Origin of the sequence: Slackia isoflavoniconvertens (assembly GCF_003725955.1) — a bacterium.
Classification (GTDB): Bacteria; Actinomycetota; Coriobacteriia; order Coriobacteriales; family Eggerthellaceae; genus Slackia; species Slackia isoflavoniconvertens.
Window position 1 is genome coordinate 1 of the sequence record NZ_QIBZ01000016.1, and the last position, 25,904, is coordinate 25,904.

Below are 25,904 nucleotides of genomic sequence, written 5' to 3' on the forward strand. Positions count from 1 at the left end.
ATACGGCGAGGGCCGCGCCCCCGGTCCCCGGGGCGCGGCCCTCTTGCTTAAACTGCTCAATTTTTCGTGCTCACGGTGCTCATTTCCCAGTGATCACTCGGACCACTTCTTAGTGAACATCAACATCTAAACCGCACTTGCCCTTCTCACCCAAACCGGACCGACCACTTCGACCGCCCTGGCCAGAATCAGCCTTGCGCGCCGGACCGTATCGGCCTGCACTGGTTCGCAGCAGCCAATAATCGCCCGCGCCAATGAAGCACTTCTAACCCGACACCGGCGAAACCCTTTCATTCAACTCCGATGAATCGCTCGCTCCCATGGTCGGCAAAAGGCCCATATCCGAAGACACGATTCCAAGCTCTCGCCAAAGCCTCTCTTGTTTGAGGCGGAAATCGCCTGGCAGGCGCACCCTTTTCCCGATGATTCGCGCAAAGCCTTGCGCCGCCTCGTCAAACAACGAAGCCCGACGCAGATGCTCGGCGGTCAAATTGACGCTCGTAACATCCATGGATTCAAGCGCTATGCGTCGCATCGAGTCGTTCGCAAGCAGGCGCTCCGCGGAGTGGAACTCCGCGCTGTCGTATTCAACATCGAGTCGCGCGGCAGGCCAATACAAATCACAGCGCAGCGACGAGCGCCCCGTCGCGGCCACATTTTTCGAAAGCGGCATTTCCGCATTCATTGTGGGGTGCGGCAAACCATAGCCGCCGAGCGAATAGGGAAGGCACAATAGCATGGCAAGCTCGCTTTCGCGCGGCGAAGCAGAGCCGGCAAGAATGCAGGGAAGTGCTCGACGAGCTTTCTTCACGCCTTTGAACTGGGGGGACTTCTCGACGAATGACGCAAGGGCACTGGGAGAAGTGAGCGGGGTCGCATCGTATCGAGCTAATCCGAAGGTTGAAGCGCGGCGGTACGTTCCGCAAAGTTCAAAGCCGAGCGCTATGAGCCGTTCAAGGGAGAGCACGCTTGCCATTTCGCAAAACGCCATTTCCGGCGTACTCACGTACAGGCCGTCTTCGATTCGCATAAACGACCGCGGATGAAACGGCCCTTTGCGAACCGAGGTTTCGATTCCGCCTCCCGCGCGTCGAAGGCGTGCGTGCGCTACGGTCGTGTGAATCAGCGACTCATCCGAAAAGAAGCGATCCCTTACGGCTGGCGCGAGCTCAGGCGCGACAGCCGATTCGAGGAATTTGACGGCAGCTTTTGTATCGCGCTCCAGCGTGCGACGATAATCCCGCGCACCCTGGAACGCGAAAGACACGCTTTGGCTGGCAGCAGTTACGCCCTGGCTGGCGGCCGGCATGTTCGGCGTGACATGAATGCGTTGGTCGGGAGACATGCCTCGGTTAACGGGCGCGTTCCAATCAACGCGCGCGCAACAGTTACCGCCGGCGACAACGCTGTCCCAGACGCGCAGAGCACTTTGCTTTCCGAGCACAACAGCCATGGCGGCCTCTTCCTCCGGCGATTTCGTAATGCACCAGATGCAGCTTCGGCGACAACGACGTTTCTGCGATGGCGACGTCTTCCGAAATAGTGGCGTCGTCTTCCATAATGGCGACGTCTTCCGTGATGGCGACATCTTCCGCGATGACGGCATCTTCCGTAATGCCGGCGTCTTCCGCATCTAGGGATTATGCGATGCACTCTATCATGAACGTGTCCGTTTCTTTCCCGTTTTGGCACAAATTTGCGGTTGTGAACGATGGATTTTTCGGAATGCAAAAAAGAGCTCTACAAAAGACCAGGTCAGAAGCATGGCGATTCTCAAAGCGTTCAGAAAAGCCCTTCAGCGTGACGAAAAATCGTTCACAACCGCAAATTTGTGCCAGAATCACCAAAATCGGGACACGTTTTCGGCGAGACCGAGACGCGATCTTCGAAAACCCGCTCGCCGCCCGCTCCTAATGCACGCTTAGAGCGACGCCGCGAAATCTGCGCGATCCAAGCGAAAATGGCGCACCCCCAAAATAATTGGAAGCCCCGACTAAAAGAGGAGTACCTAATCGTCCGCTTGAAAGCTCGCATGGATGGGCAGAGCAGCATCAGCGCCAAAAACACTGCAAACCTACGGCTTCGTTGCGCCTTCATCGGAAAATGACCCATTTGCACAGGCAGAAGCCCCAGATACCCTGCATCGCCATGGTGATGAATTTGCCGACCATCTCAGGACAACCGAACGACACAGCCGCCCAGCCTATGAACCAGGTGCCGAACAGGAAGTTCCAAACGTACAGGGCGACAAACAGCGCCACGCTGCGCCAGAAGTTGTTCGACGCTTTGAACGTGATGTTGCGGTTCATAAGGAAATTGAACGAGCCGGAACACGCGACGGCGATGCCGTTCGCGACGCCCGTCGGCAGCGCGAGCTGGGCCAGGGCAAACACGCCGAACTCGACGAATGTCTGCACAATAGACACGCCGTAATACATGAACGCCTGACGAATGCCCCGAGCGAGAGGCGACTGGTCTGCCAGCCTTTCGGCGGTTTTAGTCTTGTCCTCGAAAGCCGCATCCTCGGATATCTCGACCCGTTCCTCGGCGAAAGGACCTCGCCCCTCGACAGCGCCGAGCTGCCCCTCTGAAATATATGTTCTCACGTTTTCCATGAGCGCGATTCTAAAACCCACGCACGCCCCGCACCAGAACGTTACCCTTTCGTTGCGGTCGAGGCAAAAGCGTCGCGAACACGCAAGATCAGTAAGATCTACGACTTGCGCAAATGCGGACGCCACTTCATGCTGAATCCTGTGGCGAAAACCCCAACGTTAACCCACGCTCGACGTATTCAAGTAATGCAAACAACGCAGTCCACGGGCATGCGACCGTTGATTGTCTGAACCCCAGGGGGCCTGGCGCCCAAAACGCCGAAGATGACGTAACGTCATATCTCGGAGCTTGAAATGGGCAAAAACCGCGGCGGCATCACATTACTTTGGCCGCAAAGCCGCGCCGCACGCAAACCGATTGCCGCACACAAAAACAGGGGGAAACATGGGCGAACAAGGCACTCGAGGCCTCATGACGGTAGGCGAGTTGGCATCGCGCGTGGGCGTGACCGTGCGCACCATTCAATACTACGACCAGCGCGGATTGCTTCATCCCACATGCAAAGGCGAGCAAAACCTGCGCCTGTACTCGCCAGCCGACGAGGAACGCCTCAACCGAATAATCACCTTGAAGTACCTGGGCTTTTCGCTCTCGCAAATTCAGGAAGGCGAGGGAAGCGACTCGCTGGCAGAATTGACGGACGCACTCGCGCACCGCGAGGCCGAACTTGAGCGCGAAAGCGCGAAAATCCTACGAGACATGAACGTCGTGCAGGGGCTGCGCGCCCACCTTGCAAACCGCGACCAGGCGAACTGGAGCGAGCTCGCCGCCACCGTGGGCGTCGCGCAAGACCGCGAAGACATGCTCTGGTCGGCCATCACCGGCGAGGCGCTTGAGGAATGCCCCATTCCCGAGCTTTCACGCGAAGAAGTAATCTGCTGGCACCAACTCATGGGCGACACCATCGAGGCCATGCACGACGGCGTTTTAGTCACCGACGACCGCGCGAAGGCGTTGGCCATTCGCTTCTCCAGCTTAGGCGGCATGCCCCATGCTCTTGCCGGATTGAAGCGCCTCGCGTGCCAGCGCAGCTCGGGGCCCAAGCAATACGGCCGCGACTTTTACGCCGGCATTCAACGCCGTACGCTCAGCTTCCTGCAAGACGCGCTCGATTGCTCCCACGCCAACGCCAATACGCAGGCGTAACGACACGTTTACGTCAAACGCAGTATTGGCCACGACGTAGCGTCGCCGCCTATCGTCATTCCCCGTCACAATTTCAATCAAAGGGGGAACAATGATCGTATCGTGGATGACCACGAACCGATGCAACCTGAAGTGCGCCCATTGCTACCAAGACGCAGACGAATGCGATAGCAGGGAGCTTTCAACCGAAGAAGCGCGCACGATGATCTCGCAAATCGCACGCGCTGGCTTCAAAATCATGATTTTCAGCGGCGGCGAGCCGCTTATGCGCGACGACATTTTCGACCTGGTCGCGCACGCGGCGTCGTGCGGCCTGCGCCCGGTGTTCGGCAGCAACGGCACGCTCATCACGCCCGAAATCGCGCGCAAGCTCAAAGAGGCGGGCGCCTGCGCCATGGGCATTAGCATCGACAGCCTCGACGCCGAAAAGCACGACATCTTCCGCGGAGTGCCCGGCGCCCACGCGGCCACGCTTGCGGGCATCGAAGCATGCAAAAGCGTCGGCCTGCCGTTCCAGATCCACACCACCGTGGTCGACAGAAACCGCAACGAGATTTGCGACATCACGCGATTCGCGAAAGAACTCGGCGCGATGAACCATTCGGTCTTCTTCCTGGTGCCCGTCGGCCGCGGCAAAGACATCTCCGATGAAAGCATCGACGTCGAGCAAAACGAGCAGTTGCTCGCCGACATCCTGCGCGCCGGCCGCGACGCAGGCATCGAGGTGAAGCCCACGTGCGCGCCGCAGTTCATGCGCATTGCAGAACAAATCGGCGTGCAAACGCGTTACACGCGCGGCTGCCTGGCGGGCCTGACCTATTGCGTCGTGGGCAGCGAAGGCATTGTGCGCGCATGCGCATACATGACTGAAGACGCCGGCGACGTGCGCAAACAGCCCTTCGACGAAATCTGGCGCGAAAGCCCCGTATTCCAGAAACTGCGCACGCAGGCATACAAGGGCGCATGCGGAACCTGCGACTACAAAGGCGTATGCGGCGGCTGTCGCGCCCGCGCCGCGTACTACCACGACGGCGACATCTTGGGCCAAGACAACTACTGCGCCTGGAGCCGAAAGAACGCGCAGCAAGCCGCGGCCAGCGAACGCCAATAGCGCCACCGAACATAACAAAAGGAGCATACGATGAAGAAAATCGCGCAAGGCACGATTGCGATTTCCTGCGCGCTCGCCATGGGCGTGGGCGCGTTTTCCCTGGCAGGCTGCTCGTCGCAGACCGATTCGAACGCGTCTGACAACGCGCAAGCGACCGCTTCCGCCTCGCAGGAATCCTATACGTTCACCGACGATCTGGGCCGCGAGGTAACCGTCGCCTCGCACAACCGCGTGGTTGCCGGCATGGGCAGCTTCGCGAACATCTGGGAGCTGGCCGGCGGCACGCTGGTAGGCGCTTCCGACGACGCGTTTTCCGATTACGGCATCACCTCCGACGCGCAGAAAATCGGCGATTTCTCTTCGCTTAACGCCGAATCGATCATCGCGCTGAACCCCGACTTCGTGATTCTCACGGGATCGAACTCGGGTCGCGGCGGCGGCGTTGCGCAAACCGAGCTCGCCGACACGCTCACCGCGGCGAACATCCCCGTTGCCTACTTCAAGGTGTCCACGTTCGACGACTACCTGCGCATGCTGCGCACGTGCTGCGACATCACGGGCAACGAGCAGGCATTTGCGGAAAACGGCCAGGCGCCGGCAGATAAAATCGAAGAGATTCGCGCGAAGACCGAAGGCAAACAAGCCGGCAGCGCGGTAGTGCTCACCACGTACTCGGGCGGCACGCGCGTGCAGTCGTCCTCCACGCAAACGGGCGTCATGCTTTCCGAACTGGGTGCGGAAAATATCGCTGACTCCAACAAGGGCCTGCTTTCCGACTACAGTCTTGAAGCCCTGATCGAGGCCAACCCGACGACAATCTTCCTGCTTCCGATGGGCGACACCGACGAGGCGGCGCAGCAGGCACTCGAAGATCAAACGACAGCCAACCCCGCATGGGCGCAGCTTGATGCCGTGAAGAACAACCGCGTGATCACGCTCGACCCGAAGCTGTTCCAGTACAAGCCCAACAACAATTGGGACCAGGCGTATCAGTTCCTCTACGACGCGCTGTATAGCGAATAGGCCGACCGGTGCGCAATAACCAAACAACCAACGCGGCGGCCCCGAAGCACGAGGGCCGCCGTTTTCGGGCGATGTTCCTGCTGTCACTGGTGGCGTTGGCCGCCGTGATGTTCGCTAGCCTGTCGTTGGGCTCTTCCACCATCGGCGCGACCGACGTGGCGGCATTCGTGGCGGGCAACGCATCCGACATGGCAAACAACGTGCTGGCGAACGTGCGCGTGCCGCGCGTGCTGGGCGGCGTGCTGGCCGGTGCCGCGCTGGCCGAAGCGGGCGCGCTCATCCAGGCGACACTCAACAACCCCCTGGCCAGCCCAAACATCATCGGCGTGAATGCCGGGTCGGGCCTGTTCGTGCTGTTGTTCGCCTGCGTCGCTCCTCATGCGCTAGGCATATCGGCGGCAGCGGCGTTTTTAGGCGCACTCGCCTCGGCGCTGCTCGTGTTCTTCGTGTCGGCGTACGCAGGCGCCTCGCGCTTGACTATCGTGCTCGCAGGCATGGCGCTCACAGCGATTTTCACGGCAGGCATGAACACCGTTCTTATTTTCAACCCCGATGCGTACGTGAATTCGTCGGGCTTTTTGGTGGGAAGCCTCTCGGGCGTCATGGTGTCAGAACTTGCCATACCTGGAATCATGATCTGCGCAGGGCTGATTCTAGCCATGGGACAGGGAACGCGCCTGAACATTCTGTCACTCGGCGATGAGGGGGCACACGCGCTGGGTCTGAACGTGAATTGCACGCGGCTTGCGTTGCTTTCGCTCGCAGCGTTGCTGGCGGGCGCGGCGGTGTGCTTCTCGGGGCTCATCGGCTTCGTGGGTCTCATCGTTCCGCACGTGGTGCGCTATGTCGCAGGACACGACAACCGACGCGTGCTGGCGCTCTCGCCAATCATGGGCGCCACTCTGGTATGCGCGTGCGACACCATCGCGCGCACGCTGTTCGCGCCGTTCGAGATTCCCGTGGGCATTTGCATGGCGCTCGTTGGAGGCCCGTTCTTCATCTATTTGATTCTTCGTTCGCGGAAAGGGGAGGTCGATGGGCGAGCTTGATTTCGAGAACGTCGTATTTGGATACGGCGGAAATACCCTGTTCAACGACTTTTCCGCATCTTTCGCGAAAGAGCAGATCAGCTGCATCGTTGGACCGAACGGGTGCGGAAAATCAACGCTCGCGAAACTCGCCATGGGGCTTATAAAGCCCGCTTCGGGTCGCGTGCTTATTCAAGGGCGCGACGTCGCGTCGTTGAATCCGCGCGAGAGGGCGCGGCGATTGGGCGTGCTCGTGCAGCAGCAAGAAGTGCCCATGATGACGGTGCGCGAGCTAGCGGCGTGCGGAAGGTTTCCGCATCACGGGCCGCTATCTCGGCTTGACGAGACCGATGCGCAATGCATTGACGAGACGCTTTCTCTTGCAGGCGTCTACGATTTACGCGACCGACCGTTGCGAAGCCTATCGGGCGGGCAGCGGCAACGGGCGCGCATGGCGATGGTGCTGGCGCAGGACACACCCGTCGTGTTGCTCGACGAGCCCACATCGTTCATGGATGCGGCGGCGTGTTTCGACATGATGCGCCTCGTTCGCCGAGTGCGCGAGCGAGGCAAAACGGTTATCGCGGTAATCCATGATTTGAACTTGGCGCTTTCGGTGGCCGATGCCGTATTCGTGATGGAACGCGGGCGTTTGGCAGCGCAAGGCGCACCCGGCGAAGCGGCCGTGCAGAGTGCAATCGAGCAATCATTCGGCGTGCGCCTCGAGCACGTCGAAACGCCGAGCGGCGTTGCATGGGTACCGTTCGAGCGAGAAGATGCCTAACAGCGCTTCGCTCGGCGAAAATTCATGCAGCGCCGCGTGCCGCGCTATTCCGTCGTTAATTTCGCCTTAGCGGGCAGGCAGAATCTCAATCCACTGACCCTCGGGGTCGGCAATGAAATAAAGGCCCATGCGAGGGTTCTCGCGAATAATGCAGCCCATCTTTTCATGAAGCTCGTGGGCGGCGTCAAAGTCGTCCACGACGAAGGCGATATGGGTGTCTATGCCACCATTCTCGTAGGACTCAACGCGTCCACGATTCCAGGTGAGCTCGATTTCGAAAGGCACGCCGTCGTTGCCCATGAACGTATTGGTCCACGAGCCATCTTCGGGGCCCGCCGCGCAGCACCTTCATGCCAAGGGCTTCCTCGTAGAACTTGATGGTTGCTTCCTTATCGAGCACGTGGGTGCAGCGGTGAACGAACTTCGCTTTCATGCATTGTCTCCTTACAAGTCGAATGGTTGCCTTTCGCACTTCATGTAGCGCCAGCCGTTTGCAAAAGCGGGCGAACACCCGCATAATTAGGACGCTATTCCGCATCGAACCCGTATCACTTAAGGGAAAACGCATGGCCTTGCAAAAGAAGAACGTGAAATGCGCCCGAGAGGTTGCCATCCTTGCTCCCTATGCCGCGAAATGCTGCGTAAGGGACGACATCTCCAACATGCCTTCTTTTACCGCCTGCATCGAATATGCGCTCGAGCGCGTCGAATCGTACGAAGAACAATACGGCAAGATCGATTTTTACGCACTTATGGGCATGCCGCTCGCCGTATTCGACGTTCCCGCTTCTTTCGACGGGACCGCACGCTACGAAGCCTCCTTGTTTGGATCCGAAGCGTTCTTCTTGAAGCTCGAAGCTTTTCGCGCAGCGCTCGCAAAGCTCGATTTCCCGGGCGTGCGCATGGTGTATAACAATTTCGCATTGCGAGCCGTGCTGCGCGCACTGTATGCCATCGAACATCGTGAACGCGACTGCTTCAACGGCGTCTTCAACCGCCTGTCATAACTAAAAAGAAAGGCCTATGGGCAAAAGCCCCTATTCCCTTTTTCTTATTGACAGGGCGGGTGTACTCCCGTATTATATATGGCGGGAGTAATCCCGCGTTCTTATTGGGGAAAGAAATCGTCCCATCGCAAACGGCCACAACTCAGGAAGAGCCCGCCTATGATTTACGCAATGAGCGACATCCATGGCTGCATCGACGCCTTCGAAAAATCGCTTTCCTTCGTCGACCTATCAGATGGGCATTCAATGCTCATCCTATGCGGCGACTACTGCGACCGGGGTCCGGCGAGCCTCGAGGTCTATCAAAAGATCATGGGGCTCCAGCACGACTATCCCAACCAGGTGATAGCCTTGAGAGGCAACCATGAGGAAATGCTGCTGGAATACTGTGCCATGGTCGGCGACCCGGCGTTTACTCAAGGATGGATTCTTGCCGATTCCAACCTCGCCACTGCAAAAAGCTTTCTTGAGAAAGATGAGTTCAGTCAGGTAAAACGCCTGCTCGCGCGCAGAAGGTTCGAAGAAGCCTACCGATTCGTCGTCGATTGCATGAAGGCGAACCACGCCGATGTTCTCGCTTGGATACGAAAGCTTCCGTATTATCACGAAACACCACACAAGCAAGTCTTCGTGCATGCCGGCATCGACGAAGACGCAGGCGATTTATGGCGTATAGGCACATTCGAGGAAGCCTTCACAACCATGCAGCCGGAATTCGTGGGGCAGAAATTCGAGCTCGACGTCATAAGCGGACACATCGCCACCGAAACGGTTTCAGGTACCGCAGGCTACGAAGGCGTGTGGTACGACGGCGCATCGCATTTCTATATTGACGGCGCTGTCATGAAAACGGGGCAGATCCCCGTGCTTGCCTACGACGAAAGCACGGGGAAGTACTGGGAGCAGTGGCCGCACAAGAGGAGCCTTTAGCGACGTGGACAAACTGCGCGCGGATCACCGCGTTTAAACAGAAAGCGAAACCATGGACGCATTAACGGATGGAGGGTCGATGCATTCTCTCGAGTTCAATTACCTGCACGATTTGGCAACGACAAACTACAATCTCGGCAATCGTCCCGACCCCGATTCCGAATCAATAGTTCTCAAAGAAGATTTGTTAGAGGCTTTTTGGGGAGCCCAGACGAATGAAGCGCGAGTTTCCGCCGAGAAGAATTATGGGTGCGGCCCCTTCCGGGACATCGAGGTGTCATCGGGCGGCCAAACGATTCTGCTCTCCGTAGACTACCTTGGCCCAAGCGTGTATTGGCTTAAAGATTACTATTCAGAACACGGGGTTGACGCCCCGGAAGCGGACTCCCGCATTCGCGCGTTCCTTAAAGAAAGTCGAAAGCTTGGGGGCCATATCCTGTTCCCACGAGGAAGCAACGGCGGGCCGCACGAGACGTTAAATCAAGCCCGCAGCGGGGAGCGGGGCGTTTACGACAGAATCGATGCAACATTGCTGTGCCTGAAAGTATTCTTCGACTGCCCTGAGGCCTCATCGACCAATTCCCAACGCGATGCATCGGCGTTTATGGAGGAGGTGTCGAAACTCTTTCCCAGCGAAGAACAGTTCAAGAAAGCGAAGGCGAATTTGATGCGCATCTTCGATTCTCTTCAATACTATGCTGAAGACTTCGCATACTTCAGTGACTTCCGAGGCTTCTGCGAAAGGCAAAAACTTACCGGTTCATTCGTAACGAAAGAGGGGGAAGTTGAAATGCTCGCACCCCTGTGCCCCCTAAAGCCAGAAAACTACGAAGTATATGCCAAAAACGTCAACGGGGCGATAAAAAAGAGGAATAAGATGATGCATTCTGCCTAAGCGTATCTTCAGGTCGACGTTGCGCAGCAAATCGGGATTCTCGAAAAGGGGCGCGCATTAAGGTTTTCGCGAGACAGGTTGTTTTCCGCGAATCCCAGGATGTTTTCATAGAACGTGACCAAGAAGCTATCGTCGGGCATTGCACACGCCGGGACACGATTCCAAGCATGCCATTCAGTTGAACAGCTTCCGGTCAAGCTGTTTTTTGAACGACTGCATAAAGCTTCGACGATTTCCAAAGAAACGCTCGTGAGTCTTCGTCTGCTTACCGGCGTCGTAATCATCCGAGACGCGAACAACAGTGCAAATATAATCTGCCACTTGGAGAAGCCCGCGTGCGCTAGGATCGGCGTCTCGATAGTCAGCTACATTTTTAGCGAGAGCAAAGTCAAGGGCATCGCGCAACGCTATACTAACTGCCCCTTGTCCATTATCGTAGTAAACGGCAATTACATCGAACAACTGAAAATAAGGCAAGCGATCAAAAACGAACAGGGCAAGATCACGCCTAATCCGCGCCTCGAGTTCCTCTCTATTGCGGGCGTCAGAAACGCCATACCGCAAAACAAAGAAAGAAAATGGAAGCTCACGAACGAACCGAGCGAATTGAGCAAGCAATCGCTTCCTATCCCCAGGCGACACCGCCGCATAATCTTGGTTGCCATGCAGCAAATCTTTTCCATGGAAAGGTATATTGGGAAGTCCCGCAATAGAAAGCCGACATTCATAGCGGTCGATTGGATCAGCGATATTGGCAGAATGGTCGTGGAGAACGACAGCAACAATATAGCGCCCCTCCGAGAAATCCTGGCTACCTGATTCGTCGATATGGAGATTCAAACGGTTTACCATATAACGCTCCCCAAGCGAATCAATAGAAAAGGCGAGGTACGTACCTCGCCAATCTGACGCCTGCAAGGCTCACGCCTATTCGGCAAGTTAAGTATCGCATTTTGCAGTCCAGGAATTCAACCGCCTTATGAAAAAACTTGAAATGCTTCGGCCCGAAAGGAAGGCCGATAGCACAACCATCGACGTCGCAACATTTGGTCAAAGCTCGACTCGCGGCCAGCCTATTCATCAGGCGCCTCTATATACCCCAACAAACAATGGCGCGCCGGAATGCGAGAAAATGGCGAACGCAAACGGGCGGTCGAAGACAACCCTCACGGGTTCCGGCATAGGTTCGGGCGCGCAACCCGCCGGCACAACAAAGATGGTATATGCCGCGCCTTCCGCCCCGTTGGGGTCGAGCTTGAGCACGGCGTTCTGAACGACTCTGCTCACCATAGCATCCGCTTCGGTTATGTTCCCGAAATCGGCTCCTGGAGAAAATGTTTTCTCGATTCCCAGAGAGCGAAGCATGCCCCCAAGGTCGCGATCGTCGGAACGCAGCTCGAACTGCGGCACGAAGAGTTCAATGCCGCCCTTGGGGCGGGTGGTTCCCATGCGCATGTGACAACGCAAAATGGCATCCCAAGCCGCCCCACTCTGCACGAAATCGTCGAGCGTCGCGCCATTGTTGGACATAGCGAACACAGCGACAGCGCCAGATTGCATGGGCCAAGAAACCGCGATTGCCTCGCGCGTGCTAAGCAAGTGCCCATACGAACCAAATCCGCCCATCATTGCGACGTCGGACTGGGGCTCGGGCGCACGGAAAACCACTTCGATATCTTCATCGTCCAAGGGGTCGACCCAGCTGTCTTTGAAGTAGAGCGCGCTTATGATGGCGAAAACGGTATCAGCATCCATCTCGGGCGCAGAGGTGAATTTACCGCTCGTGTTCTTGCTCAACCACGATGACATGAGGGCTTTGGCTTCGGACGATTCAAAATCAACCTCTGCCGCCTTGCCGTGTAAATCCGCTATTGTGCGGCCGAAGTTTCGCCGCAGGGGAGAGGTGAACTTGTTCGCCCATAGCGATGTCGCAATGGCAAGGCGGTAATCGCTCGCAGTTTGTTCGGGGTCTTTCGCGAACAGAAGGGAACAGGCATCACGACGTGCCTCCGCACCGCCGAGGACCGATTCGAGCTCGTTAAGCGTTTCGCCTTTGGCGCCCCTCGCCAACGTTTCAACTGCAATATAGAGGCATGCGGGCGACACAACAAAGCTTCCCATGTCGGTGCAGCCATTTTTGAGCAGGCGCGCAGCGATGGACATAAGCCCCAGCTCACACGAATAGCTCGCGACGGAATCGAGGTTGATATCCAGCGCCTGCCTGTCTTCCTGGCCCATATCGCCTTTCATTGGAAGCTCCTTTCGATGCGCCAACGCGGCAGCCGAGCTTGCACCGTAGCCGTCGTTGCCAATACTGGATGCCCGAACCGCAGCAGCAATAATTCACGGCAACGTCGAAAACGCCCGAACCGCTCGTTGAGTGCTCACAGCCACACAAACCCTGATGCGCCATTGTACGCGCTGCCCAGGTGGCATGTGTCCCTTGGAATCGTTGTGTTAGACCGCTTTGGATACTGGGACTTTTCCTATAATCTTTCTTGCTTAGATAGCAGGCGAAAGCGAAGGAGCTCCTATGGTCACCAAGGATGATGCGTGTTGGATAATCGGCCTTTCCGCAGGTGCGGGCATTGGCGTATACCTTGATGGCGGCTGGGGCGTCGATGCGCTTGTCGGGCGTGAGACCAGGGCTCATAACGACATCGACCTGTTCGTTCAGCGCGGGGATTACCAAAGGTTCGTGGATCTAATTGCTGATGAGGGGTTTTCCGAGGTGGCTGCATCTTTCACCACCGAAGATCACACGGTGTGGCAAGACGAGGCGGGGCGCATCGTCGACCTGCATTGCTTCGATTTCGCCGAGAATGGCGATATTCTGTATCAGGGAGATCGTTTTCCCGGGGAGGTCTTTTCGGGGAGGGGGCGCATCGGCGAGGTGGAGGTGTCGTGCATCGACCCCGAAAGCCAGCTGTTGTTTCACTTGGGCTATCAGCATGACGAGCACGACGCCCACGATGTCATGCTCCTATGCCGTGAGTACGGTTTCGACGTTCCCGAAGAATATCGCTAGCTGTTGCTATTTGCATCGGGGCACGACTTCAGCGCTTGCCGCAGATGCGCTGCGCCAGACCGCCCTGGACATCACGCCACGCCGTATATGGCCCTCCGCGCACGCGAGTCCCATTTCGCCTGCTTGATCCAGTACTCGTAGAACGGATAGGGGGTCACCTTGTACTGGCGCCAGGTCTTCTCGTACGTGCCGCGGGCTGCCTGCCTCACTATGAGCTCGGCGAGCTCGTCCGCGCTCCTGCGGACCTTGAAGCACCATGTCCACTTGAACCAGGCGAGGTAGTTCTCGAGGCGTCTCGTGGAGACACCCCGGAACCTGCCGATGAAGTGCCTCATCTGGGAGTGGAGGCTGTTCACCCTGTTGATGGCGTGCTCCTCCCTCTTGCTGGCGATGTGCGCGCCGACGCCGAGGGCGGGCAGGACGCGGCGGTACACGTGCGCACGGTCCGTCGAGATTATCGCGCCGACCGCGAGCTTGTCGGCGAGCAGCTCCCTGGCTGCCGCCTCATCGAGGCCGCCCCTCCCCGCGATCTCGTAGAAGATGTCGCCGGCGTCGTTGATGCCGGTGAGCACGCATATCTTCTCGTGCCCGTCGGTTCCCTGCGACCTTGTGCGGGGCTTCCTGGGCATGCCGGACTCCGACCTGGAGCGGTTTCCCTTGAAGCTCTCCCTGAAGAAGCACTCGTCGAGCTCGGCCCCGCCGCCGGCCTCCACGCGGAAGGCGGGCATGCGCTTGGCCATGGCCTCGAGCAGCCTGTGGCGCATGAAGAACGCCGTCTTGAGGCACACGCCGCACTTTTCCGCCGACTCGCGCAGCGGGAGCATGTCCACGTGGCACTCCGCGAACCTCATCCAGGCCGACCTGTCGAGCTTGGTGGTGGAGAAGATGCGCATGGTGGCGTCGGTGAAGGTCCTGGCGCACCCTCGGCAGAGGAACCGCTGACGGCCGCGCCCGTCTCGCCCCCTCTTCACGTAATGCGGGGAGCCGCACCAGGGGCAGGCTCTGTCGGGATCGTCTTCCGCCCCCTCGCTTGCCGCGAGTTCGAAAAGCTCCGCGTCTATCAGCGCCTTGAGCGATCTCAGGACCCTGCTCTTCTCGGCAGCCGTCATCTGCGGGAGGAACTGCCTCGTCAGCTGGGTGAGCACGTCTTCCATTGCAACCTCCATCTCTCCTGATGATGGAATTGTCGCAACCGGGGCCCCGTCGCGTGTACTGCGTGCAGGACACTTATCCAAAGTGGTCTAACACAACGCTTGGAATGGACAACTATCGCCTTGGAACAAGAACGCCTTAATGCACCACGCAAGCATCCCACATATTGACGGGTGTAAAATATGCGGAGTCTTACTCACGCACAACCGTCCGCTCCCATCAAGCGACCACGCGACGCAAGGATTTCAAATGCCCCAAACCCCGAAAATCAAACTCAAAAACATCCAAGAGCTCGCCAAGATAGCAAAGGAAGTCATTTCCGTAGTCCAACCCTATATCGTGAAGTACGCTCCGAAGATTGCCGAAGAAGCCCAAAAAAGAGCCTCTAACGCTGCAGACAATGGCAAAAGAATGAAGCTTGAGTTCCTTAACGGCATGGAAGAGAAAAAGAAATCAAGGGAGCGAAGCAAAGCAGCCGAAGAAGCCCGCAAGAAAACGGTCATCAGTTCTTTGCCGCCAATCACCGCTAAAGAATTTTTCAAAAACTTCGAGAACAACGTTTCTGACGACGGCAAGCTCGACTCGGGTTATATGGGATTCACGGGCTGTTATGCAATTATCACAATGAAAACCTCGCGTGAGAAGGATTTATCCGCCTATGAGAACGTCTTCGTAGGCTGTGGGAAATCCGTCGGCGTTGCCGTCTACTCGCAACTGCGCGGCCTTGGCAATATCGACGTTTATGCCGACTTTAAGTTCGGGCAGCCCATGTGGGTCCTCTCTTATCCGTGCGACGAAGAGGAGCTCGGTCCGCAGTTCGCAAATTTACTTCAAGCCCTGCAATCGGCAGATTCGTATAACAAATGGGACCTGCAAGGCCTTTTCGATAAAGAGGTCTAAAAAATGACGGAAACAGGTAACGAGCCAACCGCTGTCGATGTCGAATTGGTTTCGGTCGAAGACCTTGAAAGCATGGAAGTCATTGCCAAAGTTGGCGACAAAACCAGCGAGATCAACTTCCTTGCCAAGGCCAACTCAGCCCTCCAGATAATCTCCGATGCCTTGGAGACAATCCCCGAAAAGGGCCTTTTCAAAGTCGAGGTCCCTGAAGGATTTACGCTTCAAGATCTTGCCCCCGTAAAAGGCGAAGAGGGAGCATTCAGGGGTATCGTGAGGAGTTCGGAAAAGAAGATCGCAGGACAGGCAAAACTCACGGAAGCAGGCAGAATCAACCCTACGCAAATAGCCGGAGTGGGCCTCGCTGCTGCGGCTATGGTGGTCGGCCAAGCTTATATGACCGAAATCAGCGACAGCTTGCATGACATCAACGAAAAGCTCGATAGAGTTGCATCTATGATTGCCGATGAGCAGAGGGCGAGGCTCATGAACGCGTTGGATATTGCCAAAACGTATTCGAAGCTTTATGACGATTATCGCCAGAAACCTGACGCAATGCGCGCTGCGCGCAACGAAATTGAGCGATGTTACAACGACGTCGGAACAGTCGTCGACTGGACAACCTTGCAATTGAGTCCACTCGACGAAAGGGCCAGGGAGGCAAAGGCGAGTAAAAAGGAACTCCAGTCGCTCATCGAAGAGCTTCATTCCTATGAAGATCAGTTCAACATGAGCCTCAAGGCGTTGTCCGCGCTCGCAATGACCCGCATGTACTACGATGGGTCGACTGACGAACGAAGCTCTCTAATTGAACAAAAACGCATAATGGAAAAGGCCCAAGGTTTCCTCAAGAGACGCGCCTCAGTAGCCGGGGTATTGGAGATTAGGATTGGCTCAATGAAGGGTGCGCCGGTCGCTCTTCCGAGAGGGGTTGGCAAAAACCCTTTGAGAAACCTGACGTCCATGACACCTCGCGCCGCCGCCAAGCAAAACCTACTCGATGCAAAAATCGAAATGCAGTCGAACCTACGCGCATCGCAATCGAGAAGCAAAAACGAGGCCCAAACCTGCGCCGACGGAATAAAGCAGATAGCCGCGGTTTCACGTGCCTCACGAACAATTCTTACCGACGGGAACAATTGCTGGATAGCGAAGAATGCCGATAGGATGCAAGGCAACGAAGCCCAATAACGGCGAAACGGCAAGCAAAAGTCTACCGCGCGCTTTACGAAAACAGAGACCAAATTGAAGCTTTGATTTCCCTCGACTCCGGCCGACTCGTTTGGGATGAATTAGATGCAGACAAAAAGACGCGCTCTTTCGCCGCGAGGATGGATGTCAACTTCGCAGATAACGACTGGCAAACCATATACGCATGGATGATCAAGCAGATGTGGCAGCTGCGCGACATCATGCGGAAATTCGGCGAATAAGAGTGCCGAACATGATCGGCGCCTCTTCTATCGGAGACGCCGATTGACCAAAGCTTTCATTCTGGTTAGCATCAGTTAGCTTTTTTAGCTTGCGTTAGTTTTTTCAGCTTCAGTTAGCTTTTTCAGTATCTGTTAGGTTTATTGGAAATTCAAGCATCAGCATTCCAGGCACTCTGCCGCTAGACCATCGTTCCAAAACCCCAATTGTCAAATCGATAACAAGCCCTCCATAGTTTGTTGCCGAGCATGTTTTCGAGCCGTATAATGCACTATTGAACAAGGTGTTGAATAATAATCAACCTGTTTAATAGACCAGATGATTGAACCCAAGGGGGACATTTGACGGCATCGAATACCGCCACCAAAGCGCATGAGGCGCACGCGGCACCAGCCGCTCCGGAGTGCGACCAAGTCGCAACCCCGGGCGCAGCCGCGACACCCGCACCCGCTGCGATGCCCGCCGCCTCCACGGCCGCGTCGCCCACGTCTGCCGCTTTAGCACCAGCTTCCGCACCCGCGCCCGCTGCCGCGCCCGCTACAACCGCCGCAGCCGAGCGCGACCCACGCATCGCCCGCTCTCGCGCCGCGCTGCGCGAAGCCTTCATCACGCTCGTCGAAGAACGCGGCATCGACGGCTTCTCGGTGGGCGACCTGTGCACGAGCGCCGGCCTGAACCGCGGCACGTTCTACAACCACTTCCGCGACAAAGAAAGCCTGCTCGCCTCCTTCGAAGACGAAGTCATCGAAGGTCTCGGCGGGGTGCTCGCGAAATTCCAGAACATCAAGCTGCGCGAACTCGCCGCATGCAGCCTTACGCACCGCCCGCTTCCCATGCTCGTGGAACTCTACGACTACCTGCGCGAAGAGGGCCCCTTCCTGCACGCGATGCTCGGCCCGGGCGGCGACGCCCGTTTCGGCATGCGCCTTCGCGAAGCCGTGTGCGGGCGCTTCGTGCGATCGCTTCTGCACGAGCGCTATCAGAACGACCCTTCAGCGTTCACGCGCTACTACATCTCGTTTTATTCCGGCGCCTACCTGGGCGTGATCAGCGAATGGATCGATTCAGGAATGACCGAGACCTCCGAAGAAATGGCACTTATCTCGATGCGCCTGCTGTTTATCAAGCCGGGCGAATCCATCAAAATGTAAAAGGGGACCAACATGGCTGAAATCAACGACAAGCAGGCAATCGCCGCCGAAGCGCAGACCGCCGCAGGCGCCGCGAGCCAGGCGCCGCTCCACATTGGCATCGACGTAGGCTCCACCACCGTAAAAGTGGCCGTGCTCGACGACAACAACGAGATTCTGTACTCGTGCTATCGCCGCCACCACGCCGACATTCGCGCGACCATCGTGGAAGTGGTGGGCGAGGCGGCCGAGCAATACCCGGCAACGCCCATGACCATCGCCATCACCGGCTCGGGCGGCCTTCTGCTCGCGCAGTGGCTCGGCATCGACTTCGTTCAAGAGGTCATCGCGAGCAAAACCGCCGTTGAGACCTTCATTCCGCAAACCGACGTCGTCATCGAGCTCGGCGGCGAAGACGCGAAGATCATCTACTTCGACAACGGCATCGAACAGCGCATGAACGGCACCTGCGCCGGCGGCACGGGCGCGTTCATCGACCAAATGGCGGCCCTGCTCGACACCGACGCTGGCGGCCTGAACGAGCTCGCAAAAAGCCACACCACCATTTACCCCATCGCGAGCCGCTGCGGCGTGTTCGCCAAAACCGACGTGCAGCCGCTTTTGAACGAAGGCGCCCGCAAAGAAGACATCGCGGCCTCCATTTTCCAGGCCGTCGTAACGCAGACCATTTCGGGCCTCGCGTGCGGCCGTCCCATTCGCGGCAACGTCGCCTTGCTTGGCGGCCCTTTGCAGTACCTCTCTGAACTGGACAAACGCTTCTGCGAAACGCTGAATCTCGACGACGAGCACGCCATTCGCCCGAAGAATGCCCACCTGTTCGTCGCGAGCGGCGCCGCTTTGTGCGGCAAGAAAACCGCCACGCCCGAGCTGCTTGCCGACGTGCTCGAACGCCTGCGCGGCCTGGGCGACATTCAGGGCAGCGAAGTCGTGCGCCTGCCTCCGCTGTTCGCCAACGAAGCCGAATTCGACGAATTCGAAGCGCGTCACGCGACCGAAAAGGTGAAGCGCGCCGACCTTTCCTCCTACGAAGGCGTGGCCTACCTGGGCATCGACGCCGGCTCCACCACGTTCAAATCGGCCCTCATCGGCGAAGACGGCAGCCTTTTGTGGACCTTCTACGCCAACAACAAGGGCGACGTTTTGGGCACCGCCAAGCGCGCGATCGCCGAAATGTACGCCGCGCTGCCCACCGCAGCCGACGGCCAGCCGAAAGTCACCATTGGGCATGCAACCGTGACCGGCTACGGCGAGGGCCTGCTGCTCGAGGCGCTGCGCGTCGACTCCGGCGAAATCGAGACCGTCGCGCACCTTCGCGGCGCGCAGGAAATGTTGCCGGGCGTCGAGTTCATTCTCGACATCGGCGGCCAAGACATGAAGTGCCTGCGCGTGAAAGACGGCGTTATCGACCACATCATGCTCAACGAGGCATGCTCTTCGGGCTGCGGCAGCTTCATCGAGAGCTTCGCTGCGGGCCTGAACCTCGACGTGACCGAGTTCGCGAAAACCGCGAACGCCGCCGAAAATCCTGTCGATCTGGGCAGCCGCTGCACCGTATTCATGAACTCCCGTGTGAAACAGGCTCAAAAAGAAGGTGCCACCGTGGGCGATATCGCCGCGGGCTTGGCCATTTCCGTTATCAAGAACGCCCTGTTCAAGGTCATTAAAATTCGCGACCCCAAAGAAGTCGGCACGAAAGTTATCGTACAGGGCGGCACGTTCCTCAACGACGCCGTGCTGCGCGCCTTCGAACAGCTCGCCGGCGTGCATGCCGTGCGCCCCGACATCGCGGGCAACATGGGCGCCTATGGCGCGGCCCTGCTGGCGCGCGACCGCTACCAGGCCGCCGTGCGCGCAGCCGAGCGCGCGGGCAAAACCGCCGACGTGCACACTGTCATGCTCGGCGCCGCCGCGCTTGAGGCCTTGGCCCCCACGCACAAAACCGTGCGCTGCAAGGCCTGCGCGAACCACTGCCTGCTTACCGTGAACGACTTCGGCAAAGATGAAGCCACCGGCAAGCACCGCCGCTTCATCACGGGCAACCGCTGCGAGAAGGGCGCAGGTGTGCTCAATGAGAAGAGCGACGTGCCCAACCTGTTCGAATACAAGAGCCATCGCCTGTTCGACTACGAGCCGCTCGCGCCCGACGCCGCCCCGCGCGGCACTGTGGGCATTCCGCGCGCGCTTTCGATGTATGAAAATTATCCGTTCTGGTTCACCTTCTTCACGAAGCTGGGCTGGCGCGTGGTACTTTCCGACCCCTCCACGAAGAAAACCTACGAGGCGGGCATCGAAAGCATGCCGTCGGAAAGCGTGTGCTACCCGGCGAAGCTCTCGCACGGCCACATCATGAACCTGCTCGAGAAGCACCCTGACTTCATTTGGTTCCCCTGCAGCAAGTGGGAGCGCCAGGAAGACGCAACTGCGGGCAACCACTTCAACTGCCCCATCGTGGCAAGCTACGCCGAGGCGCTGCGCCTGAATATCGACGAGCTTCGCGAAAGCGACGTGCAGTTCTTGAATCCGTGGCTGCCGTACGACAAGAAAGACCACCTGAAGAAACGCCTGATGGTGGAGCTTGTGCAGGCGCACCCCGAGCTCATGGGCGAAGGCGTTGCCGCGCCGACGCAGGCCGAAATCGACGCAGCGGTTGACGCCGCGTGGGCCGAGGACGAAGCCTTCAAGCGCGACATTCGCGAGAAGGGCGCGGAAACCCTGCTGTGGATGGAAAAGACCGGCACGCACGGCATTGTGCTGGCCGGCCGCCCGTACCACAACGACCCCGAAATCAATCACGCGATTCCCGAGCTGCTCACGAGCTTCGGCCTGGCCGTGCTTACGGAAGACTCCATCGCGCACTTGGGCACGCTCGAGCGTCCCATTCGCCTGGTGGACCAATGGATGTATCACACGCGCCTCTACGCCGCCGCGAAGGTTGCCGCCGAGCGCCGCGACCTCGATCTTATTCAGCTAAACAGCTTCGGCTGCGGCCTGGACGCGCTCACCACCGACCAGGTGCAAGAGATTCTGGAAAGCGCCGGCAAAATTTACACCGTGCTCAAAATCGACGAAGTCTCCAACCTGGGCGCCGCCCGTATTCGCGTGCGCAGCCTGCTCGCAGCGTTGAAAGACCAGGCCGATGAAGAGGCCGACGCCAAAGCCGCCGCGCAGGAATGCCCCGCGTGCAGCCTCGACGTGAAAGAACTTCTGGCCGAGGCCGAAACGCGCGTCGCAGCCGCCGAAGCCGCAGGCTCCAGCAAGCAGGCGGCTGGCTCCGTCGACGCCGCTGCCATTGAGGCCGTAGCCCAGGCCATCGAGCCCCCGGCGACCTTCACGGAAAAAGCCGCGCCCGAAGCTCGCGAGCGCTTCAAGCAGCGCGAGGCCACCTCGACCGAGTTCGAACGCGTGCAGTTCACCGAGGAGATGAAGGAAGCGGGCTACACAATCTTGGCCCCGCAGATGGCCCCGTACCACTTCGAGCTGCTCGTGCCCATTTTCAAGCGTTTCGGCTACAACGTCGATTTGCTGCCGAGCGTCGACCACGGCGCTGTGGACGCGGGCCTGAAGTACGTGAACAACGACATTTGCTACCCTTCTATCCTGGTCACGGGCCAAATTATGGAAGCCGTTACCTCGGGGCGCTACGACACCGACAAGCTGGCCGTGCTCATTACGCAGACCGGCGGTGGCTGCCGCGCCACCAACTACATCTCGCTCATCCGCAAAGCACTCAAAGCCGCCGGCCTTGGCCATATTCCGGTTATCGCGCTTTCGTTCAAAGACCTGGGCGAGGTGAACCCCGGATTCAAGATCACGCCGAAGATGCTGCTGCAGGCTGTGTACGCGTTGTGCTACGGCGACCTGCTCATGATGACGCTCTACCGCACGCGCCCCTACGAGATTGAGCCAGGCGCGGCCAACCATCTGTTCGACCACTGGATGGCCGAATGCAAGGCGCAGCTGGCGCGCGGCGTGAAGCGTTCGGAATTCAAGCGCACCGTGAAGCAGATCGTGGAAGACTTCGACACGCTGCCGCTGCAGGGCGAGGGCACCAAGCCACGCGTCGGCGTCGTGGGCGAGATTCTGGTGAAGTTCCACCCCACGGCGAACAACCAGATTGTCGACGTAATCGAGCGCGAGGGATGCGAGGCCGTTGTGCCTGGCCTCATCGAGTTTTTCCTGTTCGGCATCGCGGGCGGCATTTTCCAGAAAGACCCGCTGGGCCGTTCCGCCAAGGGCGCGCTTGGTGGCAAAATCGGGCTGTCGGCCATCGCGAAGTTCCGCAAACCGGTCAACGACGCGCTCGCCGCATCGACGCGCTTCAACCCGCCGGCGAACATCTATGAGCTGGCCGAATACGCGAGCGAGATTTTGAGCCTGTGCAACTCGATGGGCGAGGGCTGGCTGCTCACCGCCGAAATGGTGGAGCTCATCGTGTCGGGCGCGCCAAACGTAGTGTGCACGCAGCCGTTCGCATGCCTGCCGAACCACGTGGTGGGCAAGGCTGTGATCAAAGAGCTGCGCCGCCGCTACCCCGAGAGCAACATCGTGGCCGTCGACTACGACCCGGGCGCGTCTGAGGTCAACCAGCTCAACCGCATCAAGCTCATGATTTCGGTGGCGAAGGCGAACCTCGAGGAAAAGGAAGAGGCCGCCCGCGCCGAGCGCAACGCGAACCTCGCCAAACCCGCCGACGAAGAAGCAGTCGGCGAGCTCGAGGTCGAGGAAGAAAAGCTGGGCTAGGGGAGCGCAGGCAATTTCATACCCGACCTGCTAAATGCTTGTAGCGTTTAGCAGGTCGGGTGGCGCCGTTTCCCTCAATAGTCGCAACCAGCACGAATGGGCGATTGGAGTTCTGTTTCGGCCACCCATTCTTTTTGCCGGCTCCAACTCCGCCCCAAGACCCACGCAATCGTAAACCTGTTAAATGCTCGGAGCATTTAACAGGTTGCTAGTTTGCTAGCTAAGTATGTTGCTAGCAAGCGCCTTCGACCAGGCGATATCCGATTCCCCATACCGTTTCGATTATGCGAGGGTCACTCGGGTCGTCTTCAATTTTGTTGCGAAGTTTCTTTATGAACACCGTAATGCTTTGCGTTTCACCGACGAATTCGGCACCCCAAGCGTCTTCGATGAGCTGCTCTTTCGAAAGCACAGTATCGGGCATGCGGGCAAGCGCAAGCAAGATTTTAAATTCCTTCGGCGTGAGCTTAATCGAGATTCCCTCTTTTGTGACCTGGTGTTTTGCGGTATCTATAACAAATCGGCCAAGCATAAGCGTTTTCGGCTCCGGCTTAGCAGGTGCAACATCCATATGAGCGCGGCGCAGGTGCGCCTCGATATGCATGAGCAGCTCACGAGGGTCGAAGGGCTTGGTCATATAGTCGTCCCCACCAGCGGCGAACCCAATGCCCTTGTCAACGATATCGCCTTTTGCGGAAAGAAAAATCACCGGAACCGTTACGCCCCGGGTGCGCAATTCGCGACACGTAGCGAACCCATCCATCCGCGGCATCATGACGTCGAGAATCACGAGGTCGAACGATGCGTTCTCGAATGCCTCAAGAGCATCGGTGCCGTCTTCGACACAGACGCATTCATGACCCTCATCTTCAAGCAATCCGCTTATAAGCTTTTGGATGCTCACCTCATCATCAGCAAGCAGAATCTTCATCGAAATCTTCCTCCTCATCCGGCAAGGGAACATAGGGGATGCGCACACAGAACGTGCTGCCGACCTTTCGTTGCGATTCGACGGACGCCACGCCGCCATGCAACTCCGTAAGCTCCTTCACAACGGCAAGGCCCAAACCAGTGCCACGATAACGACGGTTAGGCGATTGACCAGCTTGTTTATACAACTCGAAAATATCGGAAATATCGCTTTCGTCAATACCCATTCCATCGTCTGCGACCGTGACGCAAATAGTGCCATGCGGAGCAGAAGAACAGGGAAGGGGAACTTCCCAATCGTGACGCGCAGAGTCCAATCCCACCTTGGAATCAAAACGCACGGTGACGTTGCTGCCATCGCCATACGCAAGCTCGACTTCGTCCCCTGCGAACGCCCCATCATCGTACGCGCGAGGGTCGAGCGGCGCCATGAACGTCGCGCGAACATCCACGCGACCACCGCGATGGGTGTACTTAATGGCGTTATCGGCGAGGTTTTCGATCACACGGCGCAGCTTTTCCCAGTCGGCCATAGATATCGGCACGTTCGCATCGGCCTTCGCGGAAAGCGCAATATCCTTATTGGCAGCAATTGGATCGAGCGTCTTTTTAATGAATCCAAGCAGGTCGACGAAGTCGACCGGTTCGACAAGCAGCTCGTTACGGTTAGCTTCGGCCTTCGAGATAGTGAGAATGTTATTTACCAAATTAAGAAGCAGCGTTCCATTTGCCTCGATATCGGCAATGGATTCGTGCGTTTTTTCATCGAGGTTCGGATTCTCGAGCAGCAAACGCGCGAAGGCGAGAATCGAAGTGAGCGGCGTGCGCAGTTCATGACTCACGATGGCGAAAAACTCGCTTTTATAGGCCGATTCCTCATGCAGTTTATCAAGTGCCTTTTTCAGTTCATGCTGCTGGTACATGAGCATATCGTTGAGCACACGCGTTTCTTCGGTTTGTTTCTTCACTTCGCTATTCAAGTCGGTGCACAAACGCTCAAGGTGGCGCGCCATGGAATCGAAATCGCGCGTGAACTCGGAAAGCTCGTCTTCGCCTCCGACGCGCGGCGTCGTGTCAAGCTTATAGTCGAAATTTCCCGTCTCAATATCATGCGCCGCCCGCGAGAGGCTCTCGATGGGGCGCAGCAGCAAACGATTCGCCGCAAGGAAAATGCCGAGACCTGCAACTGCAACCATAATGAGTACCATGAGAGCCTGCTGCGTTACAGATGTCGCAATACCTTCTTCGTAGATGCTCATAGGCTCGGTAATGGACATGGCGCCGCCGATGTCGCCTACCTTCATGCCCTCTTTCGGGTAGCCATACTGATCGATTTCTCCAGCCGGATCGCCGTGGCACTCGAGGCACGACTCGGTCACATACAGCGGTTCGGTATAGCGGAACACGCGCTGACCCGTTTCTTCGTCGGTTCGAACGCCGCTATATGAAGCAAGGCCAGGATTGGAACGAAACGCATCAAAGGCCTCCTGCTCAAAAGCGTCGGGCGCATTCGCTTTCTGTCTGGGGGTTTCCCCTGTGAAGCGAATAATGTAGTCGGTGTCGCTCGTGAATAATGTGCTCACCGATTTCGCGGCGACCACGCATACGAGCGTTTTCGTGCGGAAATTGCCATTCTCGTCTCGATTGATGACATCTTGGTTCATATCGATGAAATCCCACATGGCGCGCATCTCGGAAGCAAGTACCTCAGCTTTTTCCCGAGCTTCGTTTTCGGCCTGCGTGCGTTGGAGACTGTAATTCCACAACGCATCGGCGCCCATGAGCACAGCAATCAGAACGATTACGATTATCGCCATTTTACTGCGCAAGCCGCGATGGCGAGATGGGGGCTTTGCCTTTTTGGGTGCAAGCTCCCAAAACTTCGCCCTGGCTTGCTTTCCGCTCGTTCGCTCGTTCAGTCTGTCGGACATTAATCCCCCTTGCGCCAAACGCGAACCCCTATTCGCCAGCTGGCAAGCATAGTCTTCATGCCTAGTATCCCCGAATAATAGAGCGATTTTACGATTGGTCCAAT

At 57.8% G+C, this 25,904-nt stretch carries 23 protein-coding genes; 15 read left to right on the top strand and 8 right to left on the bottom strand.

The genetic code is table 11. From position 1 onward, the window contains the following. Positions 1–265 precede the first annotated feature (265 nt). Complete coding sequence (locus DMP05_RS08105) at positions 266–1,453, bottom strand: hypothetical protein (protein WP_123219972.1); 1,188 nt, start codon at positions 1,451–1,453, stop codon at positions 266–268. A gap of 640 nt (positions 1,454–2,093) precedes the next feature. Further along, positions 2,094–2,636 (bottom strand): GtrA family protein, encoded by a 543-nt coding sequence (locus DMP05_RS08115; RefSeq protein ID WP_211326872.1) that lies wholly within the window; start codon positions 2,634–2,636, stop codon positions 2,094–2,096. 364 nt (positions 2,637–3,000) lie between these two features. On the opposite strand from DMP05_RS08115, the gene DMP05_RS08120 reads away from it, so the two are divergent. The 5 genes from DMP05_RS08120 to DMP05_RS08140 all read left to right on the top strand — a co-directional run bounded on the left by DMP05_RS08120 (position 3,001) and on the right by DMP05_RS08140 (position 7,708). Next, positions 3,001–3,762 carry a MerR family transcriptional regulator gene (locus DMP05_RS08120; protein WP_123219974.1) on the top strand — a complete coding sequence of 254 codons (762 nt, stop codon included), beginning with the start codon at positions 3,001–3,003 and terminating at the stop codon, positions 3,760–3,762. A 91-nt stretch (positions 3,763–3,853) separates the two neighbouring features. Further along, a complete protein-coding gene (gene nirJ2, locus DMP05_RS08125; RefSeq protein WP_123219975.1) occupies positions 3,854–4,873 on the top strand; it encodes a putative heme d1 biosynthesis radical SAM protein NirJ2 in 1,020 nt (339 codons plus the stop codon). Between the two features lie 30 nt (positions 4,874–4,903). Then, positions 4,904–5,896 carry an ABC transporter substrate-binding protein gene (locus DMP05_RS08130; RefSeq protein WP_244595103.1) on the top strand — a complete coding sequence of 331 codons (993 nt, stop codon included), beginning with the start codon at positions 4,904–4,906 and terminating at the stop codon, positions 5,894–5,896. An 8-nt stretch (positions 5,897–5,904) separates the two neighbouring features. Then, complete coding sequence (locus DMP05_RS08135) at positions 5,905–6,945, top strand: FecCD family ABC transporter permease (RefSeq protein ID WP_244595104.1); 1,041 nt, start codon at positions 5,905–5,907, stop codon at positions 6,943–6,945. Further along, positions 6,932–7,708 (top strand): ABC transporter ATP-binding protein, encoded by a 777-nt coding sequence (locus tag DMP05_RS08140; RefSeq protein WP_123219976.1) that lies wholly within the window; start codon positions 6,932–6,934, stop codon positions 7,706–7,708. The genes DMP05_RS08135 and DMP05_RS08140 overlap by 14 nt, the downstream gene beginning before the upstream one ends. Positions 7,709–7,774: 66 nt before the next feature. Here DMP05_RS08140 and DMP05_RS10205 read toward each other — a convergent pair whose 3' ends face one another. Further along, the gene (locus DMP05_RS10205) at positions 7,775–7,993 is read right to left on the bottom strand and encodes a VOC family protein (RefSeq protein ID WP_244595105.1); all 219 of its coding nucleotides are present in this window, start codon (positions 7,991–7,993) and stop codon (positions 7,775–7,777) included. Positions 7,994–8,000: 7 nt separating this feature from the next. Between DMP05_RS10205 and DMP05_RS10210 the strand changes: the two genes are divergently transcribed. The 4 genes from DMP05_RS10210 (at position 8,001) to DMP05_RS08160 (ending at position 10,540) form a co-directional block, all read left to right on the top strand. Further along, complete coding sequence (locus DMP05_RS10210) at positions 8,001–8,189, top strand: hypothetical protein (protein WP_244595106.1); 189 nt, start codon at positions 8,001–8,003, stop codon at positions 8,187–8,189. Between the two features lie 85 nt (positions 8,190–8,274). Next, positions 8,275–8,715: a hypothetical protein gene (locus DMP05_RS08150; RefSeq protein ID WP_123219977.1), complete on the top strand. Its 441-nt coding sequence runs from the start codon at positions 8,275–8,277 to the stop codon at positions 8,713–8,715. Positions 8,716–8,874: 159 nt separating this feature from the next. Beyond that, positions 8,875–9,645 carry a metallophosphoesterase gene (locus DMP05_RS08155; RefSeq protein ID WP_161957507.1) on the top strand — a complete coding sequence of 257 codons (771 nt, stop codon included), beginning with the start codon at positions 8,875–8,877 and terminating at the stop codon, positions 9,643–9,645. Positions 9,646–9,697: 52 nt separating this feature from the next. Then, on the top strand, positions 9,698–10,540 hold the full coding sequence (locus tag DMP05_RS08160) for a DUF6994 family protein (RefSeq protein ID WP_123219979.1): 843 nt from the start codon (positions 9,698–9,700) through the stop codon (positions 10,538–10,540). 174 nt (positions 10,541–10,714) lie between these two features. Here DMP05_RS08160 and DMP05_RS09760 read toward each other — a convergent pair whose 3' ends face one another. Both DMP05_RS09760 and DMP05_RS08170 read right to left on the bottom strand, forming a co-directional pair. Then, positions 10,715–11,458: a DUF3800 domain-containing protein gene (locus DMP05_RS09760; RefSeq protein ID WP_148039714.1), complete on the bottom strand. Its 744-nt coding sequence runs from the start codon at positions 11,456–11,458 to the stop codon at positions 10,715–10,717. A gap of 162 nt (positions 11,459–11,620) precedes the next feature. After that, positions 11,621–12,790: a serpin family protein gene (locus tag DMP05_RS08170; protein ID WP_123219981.1), complete on the bottom strand. Its 1,170-nt coding sequence runs from the start codon at positions 12,788–12,790 to the stop codon at positions 11,621–11,623. A gap of 283 nt (positions 12,791–13,073) precedes the next feature. Here DMP05_RS08170 and DMP05_RS08175 point away from each other — a divergent pair, with 283 nt between their 5' ends. Then, entirely contained in the window at positions 13,074–13,568 is a 495-nt protein-coding gene (locus DMP05_RS08175; RefSeq protein ID WP_117635919.1) for a nucleotidyltransferase domain-containing protein, read from the top strand. Positions 13,569–13,639: 71 nt separating this feature from the next. Here DMP05_RS08175 and DMP05_RS08180 read toward each other — a convergent pair whose 3' ends face one another. Next, on the bottom strand, positions 13,640–14,722 hold the full coding sequence (locus DMP05_RS08180; protein WP_158553197.1) for an IS1595 family transposase: 1,083 nt from the start codon (positions 14,720–14,722) through the stop codon (positions 13,640–13,642). Positions 14,723–14,969: 247 nt separating this feature from the next. Here DMP05_RS08180 and DMP05_RS08185 point away from each other — a divergent pair, with 247 nt between their 5' ends. The 5 genes from DMP05_RS08185 (at position 14,970) to DMP05_RS08205 (ending at position 22,939) form a co-directional block, all read left to right on the top strand. Next, complete coding sequence (locus DMP05_RS08185; RefSeq protein WP_123219982.1) at positions 14,970–15,620, top strand: hypothetical protein; 651 nt, start codon at positions 14,970–14,972, stop codon at positions 15,618–15,620. Between the two features lie 3 nt (positions 15,621–15,623). After that, complete coding sequence (locus tag DMP05_RS08190; protein ID WP_123219983.1) at positions 15,624–16,808, top strand: hypothetical protein; 1,185 nt, start codon at positions 15,624–15,626, stop codon at positions 16,806–16,808. Next, positions 16,805–17,050 (top strand): DUF4268 domain-containing protein, encoded by a 246-nt coding sequence (locus DMP05_RS10280; RefSeq protein ID WP_123219984.1) that lies wholly within the window; start codon positions 16,805–16,807, stop codon positions 17,048–17,050. Before DMP05_RS08190 ends, DMP05_RS10280 begins: the two co-directional genes overlap by 4 nt. Positions 17,051–17,389: 339 nt before the next feature. Next, a complete protein-coding gene (locus DMP05_RS08200) occupies positions 17,390–18,199 on the top strand; it encodes a TetR/AcrR family transcriptional regulator (RefSeq protein WP_311719349.1) in 810 nt (269 codons plus the stop codon). 12 nt (positions 18,200–18,211) lie between these two features. Then, positions 18,212–22,939, top strand: coding sequence for a 2-hydroxyacyl-CoA dehydratase (locus DMP05_RS08205; protein ID WP_123219985.1), 4,728 nt, complete (start codon positions 18,212–18,214; stop codon positions 22,937–22,939). A 232-nt stretch (positions 22,940–23,171) separates the two neighbouring features. Here the strand turns inward: DMP05_RS08205 and DMP05_RS08210 are convergent, their stop codons facing one another. Next, positions 23,172–23,870: a response regulator transcription factor gene (locus tag DMP05_RS08210; protein ID WP_123219986.1), complete on the bottom strand. Its 699-nt coding sequence runs from the start codon at positions 23,868–23,870 to the stop codon at positions 23,172–23,174. Further along, positions 23,851–25,686 carry an ATP-binding protein gene (locus tag DMP05_RS08215; protein WP_161957508.1) on the bottom strand — a complete coding sequence of 612 codons (1,836 nt, stop codon included), beginning with the start codon at positions 25,684–25,686 and terminating at the stop codon, positions 23,851–23,853. The genes DMP05_RS08210 and DMP05_RS08215 overlap by 20 nt, the downstream gene beginning before the upstream one ends. Between the last annotated feature and the right edge of the window lie 218 nt (positions 25,687–25,904).

Bases quoted from the DNA above. Each gene is read 5' to 3' on its own strand.
- DMP05_RS08105 (WP_123219972.1), bottom strand. From the start codon at position 1,453: ATGGCTGTTGTGCTCGGAAAGCAAAGTGCTCTGCGCGTCTGGGACAGC.
- DMP05_RS08120 (WP_123219974.1), top strand. From the start codon at position 3,001: ATGGGCGAACAAGGCACTCGAGGCCTCATGACGGTAGGCGAGTTGGCA.
- nirJ2 (WP_123219975.1), top strand. From the start codon at position 3,854: ATGATCGTATCGTGGATGACCACGAACCGATGCAACCTGAAGTGCGCC.
- DMP05_RS08130 (WP_244595103.1), top strand. From the start codon at position 4,904: ATGAAGAAAATCGCGCAAGGCACGATTGCGATTTCCTGCGCGCTCGCC.
- DMP05_RS08140 (WP_123219976.1), top strand. From the start codon at position 6,932: ATGGGCGAGCTTGATTTCGAGAACGTCGTATTTGGATACGGCGGAAAT.
- DMP05_RS08150 (WP_123219977.1), top strand. From the start codon at position 8,275: ATGGCCTTGCAAAAGAAGAACGTGAAATGCGCCCGAGAGGTTGCCATC.
- DMP05_RS08155 (WP_161957507.1), top strand. From the start codon at position 8,875: ATGATTTACGCAATGAGCGACATCCATGGCTGCATCGACGCCTTCGAA.
- DMP05_RS08160 (WP_123219979.1), top strand. From the start codon at position 9,698: ATGGACGCATTAACGGATGGAGGGTCGATGCATTCTCTCGAGTTCAAT.
- DMP05_RS08170 (WP_123219981.1), bottom strand. From the start codon at position 12,790: ATGAAAGGCGATATGGGCCAGGAAGACAGGCAGGCGCTGGATATCAAC.
- DMP05_RS08175 (WP_117635919.1), top strand. From the start codon at position 13,074: ATGGTCACCAAGGATGATGCGTGTTGGATAATCGGCCTTTCCGCAGGT.
- DMP05_RS08180 (WP_158553197.1), bottom strand. From the start codon at position 14,722: ATGGAAGACGTGCTCACCCAGCTGACGAGGCAGTTCCTCCCGCAGATG.
- DMP05_RS08185 (WP_123219982.1), top strand. From the start codon at position 14,970: ATGCCCCAAACCCCGAAAATCAAACTCAAAAACATCCAAGAGCTCGCC.
- DMP05_RS08190 (WP_123219983.1), top strand. From the start codon at position 15,624: ATGACGGAAACAGGTAACGAGCCAACCGCTGTCGATGTCGAATTGGTT.
- DMP05_RS08205 (WP_123219985.1), top strand. From the start codon at position 18,212: ATGGCTGAAATCAACGACAAGCAGGCAATCGCCGCCGAAGCGCAGACC.
- DMP05_RS08210 (WP_123219986.1), bottom strand. From the start codon at position 23,870: ATGAAGATTCTGCTTGCTGATGATGAGGTGAGCATCCAAAAGCTTATA.
- DMP05_RS08215 (WP_161957508.1), bottom strand. From the start codon at position 25,686: ATGGCGATAATCGTAATCGTTCTGATTGCTGTGCTCATGGGCGCCGAT.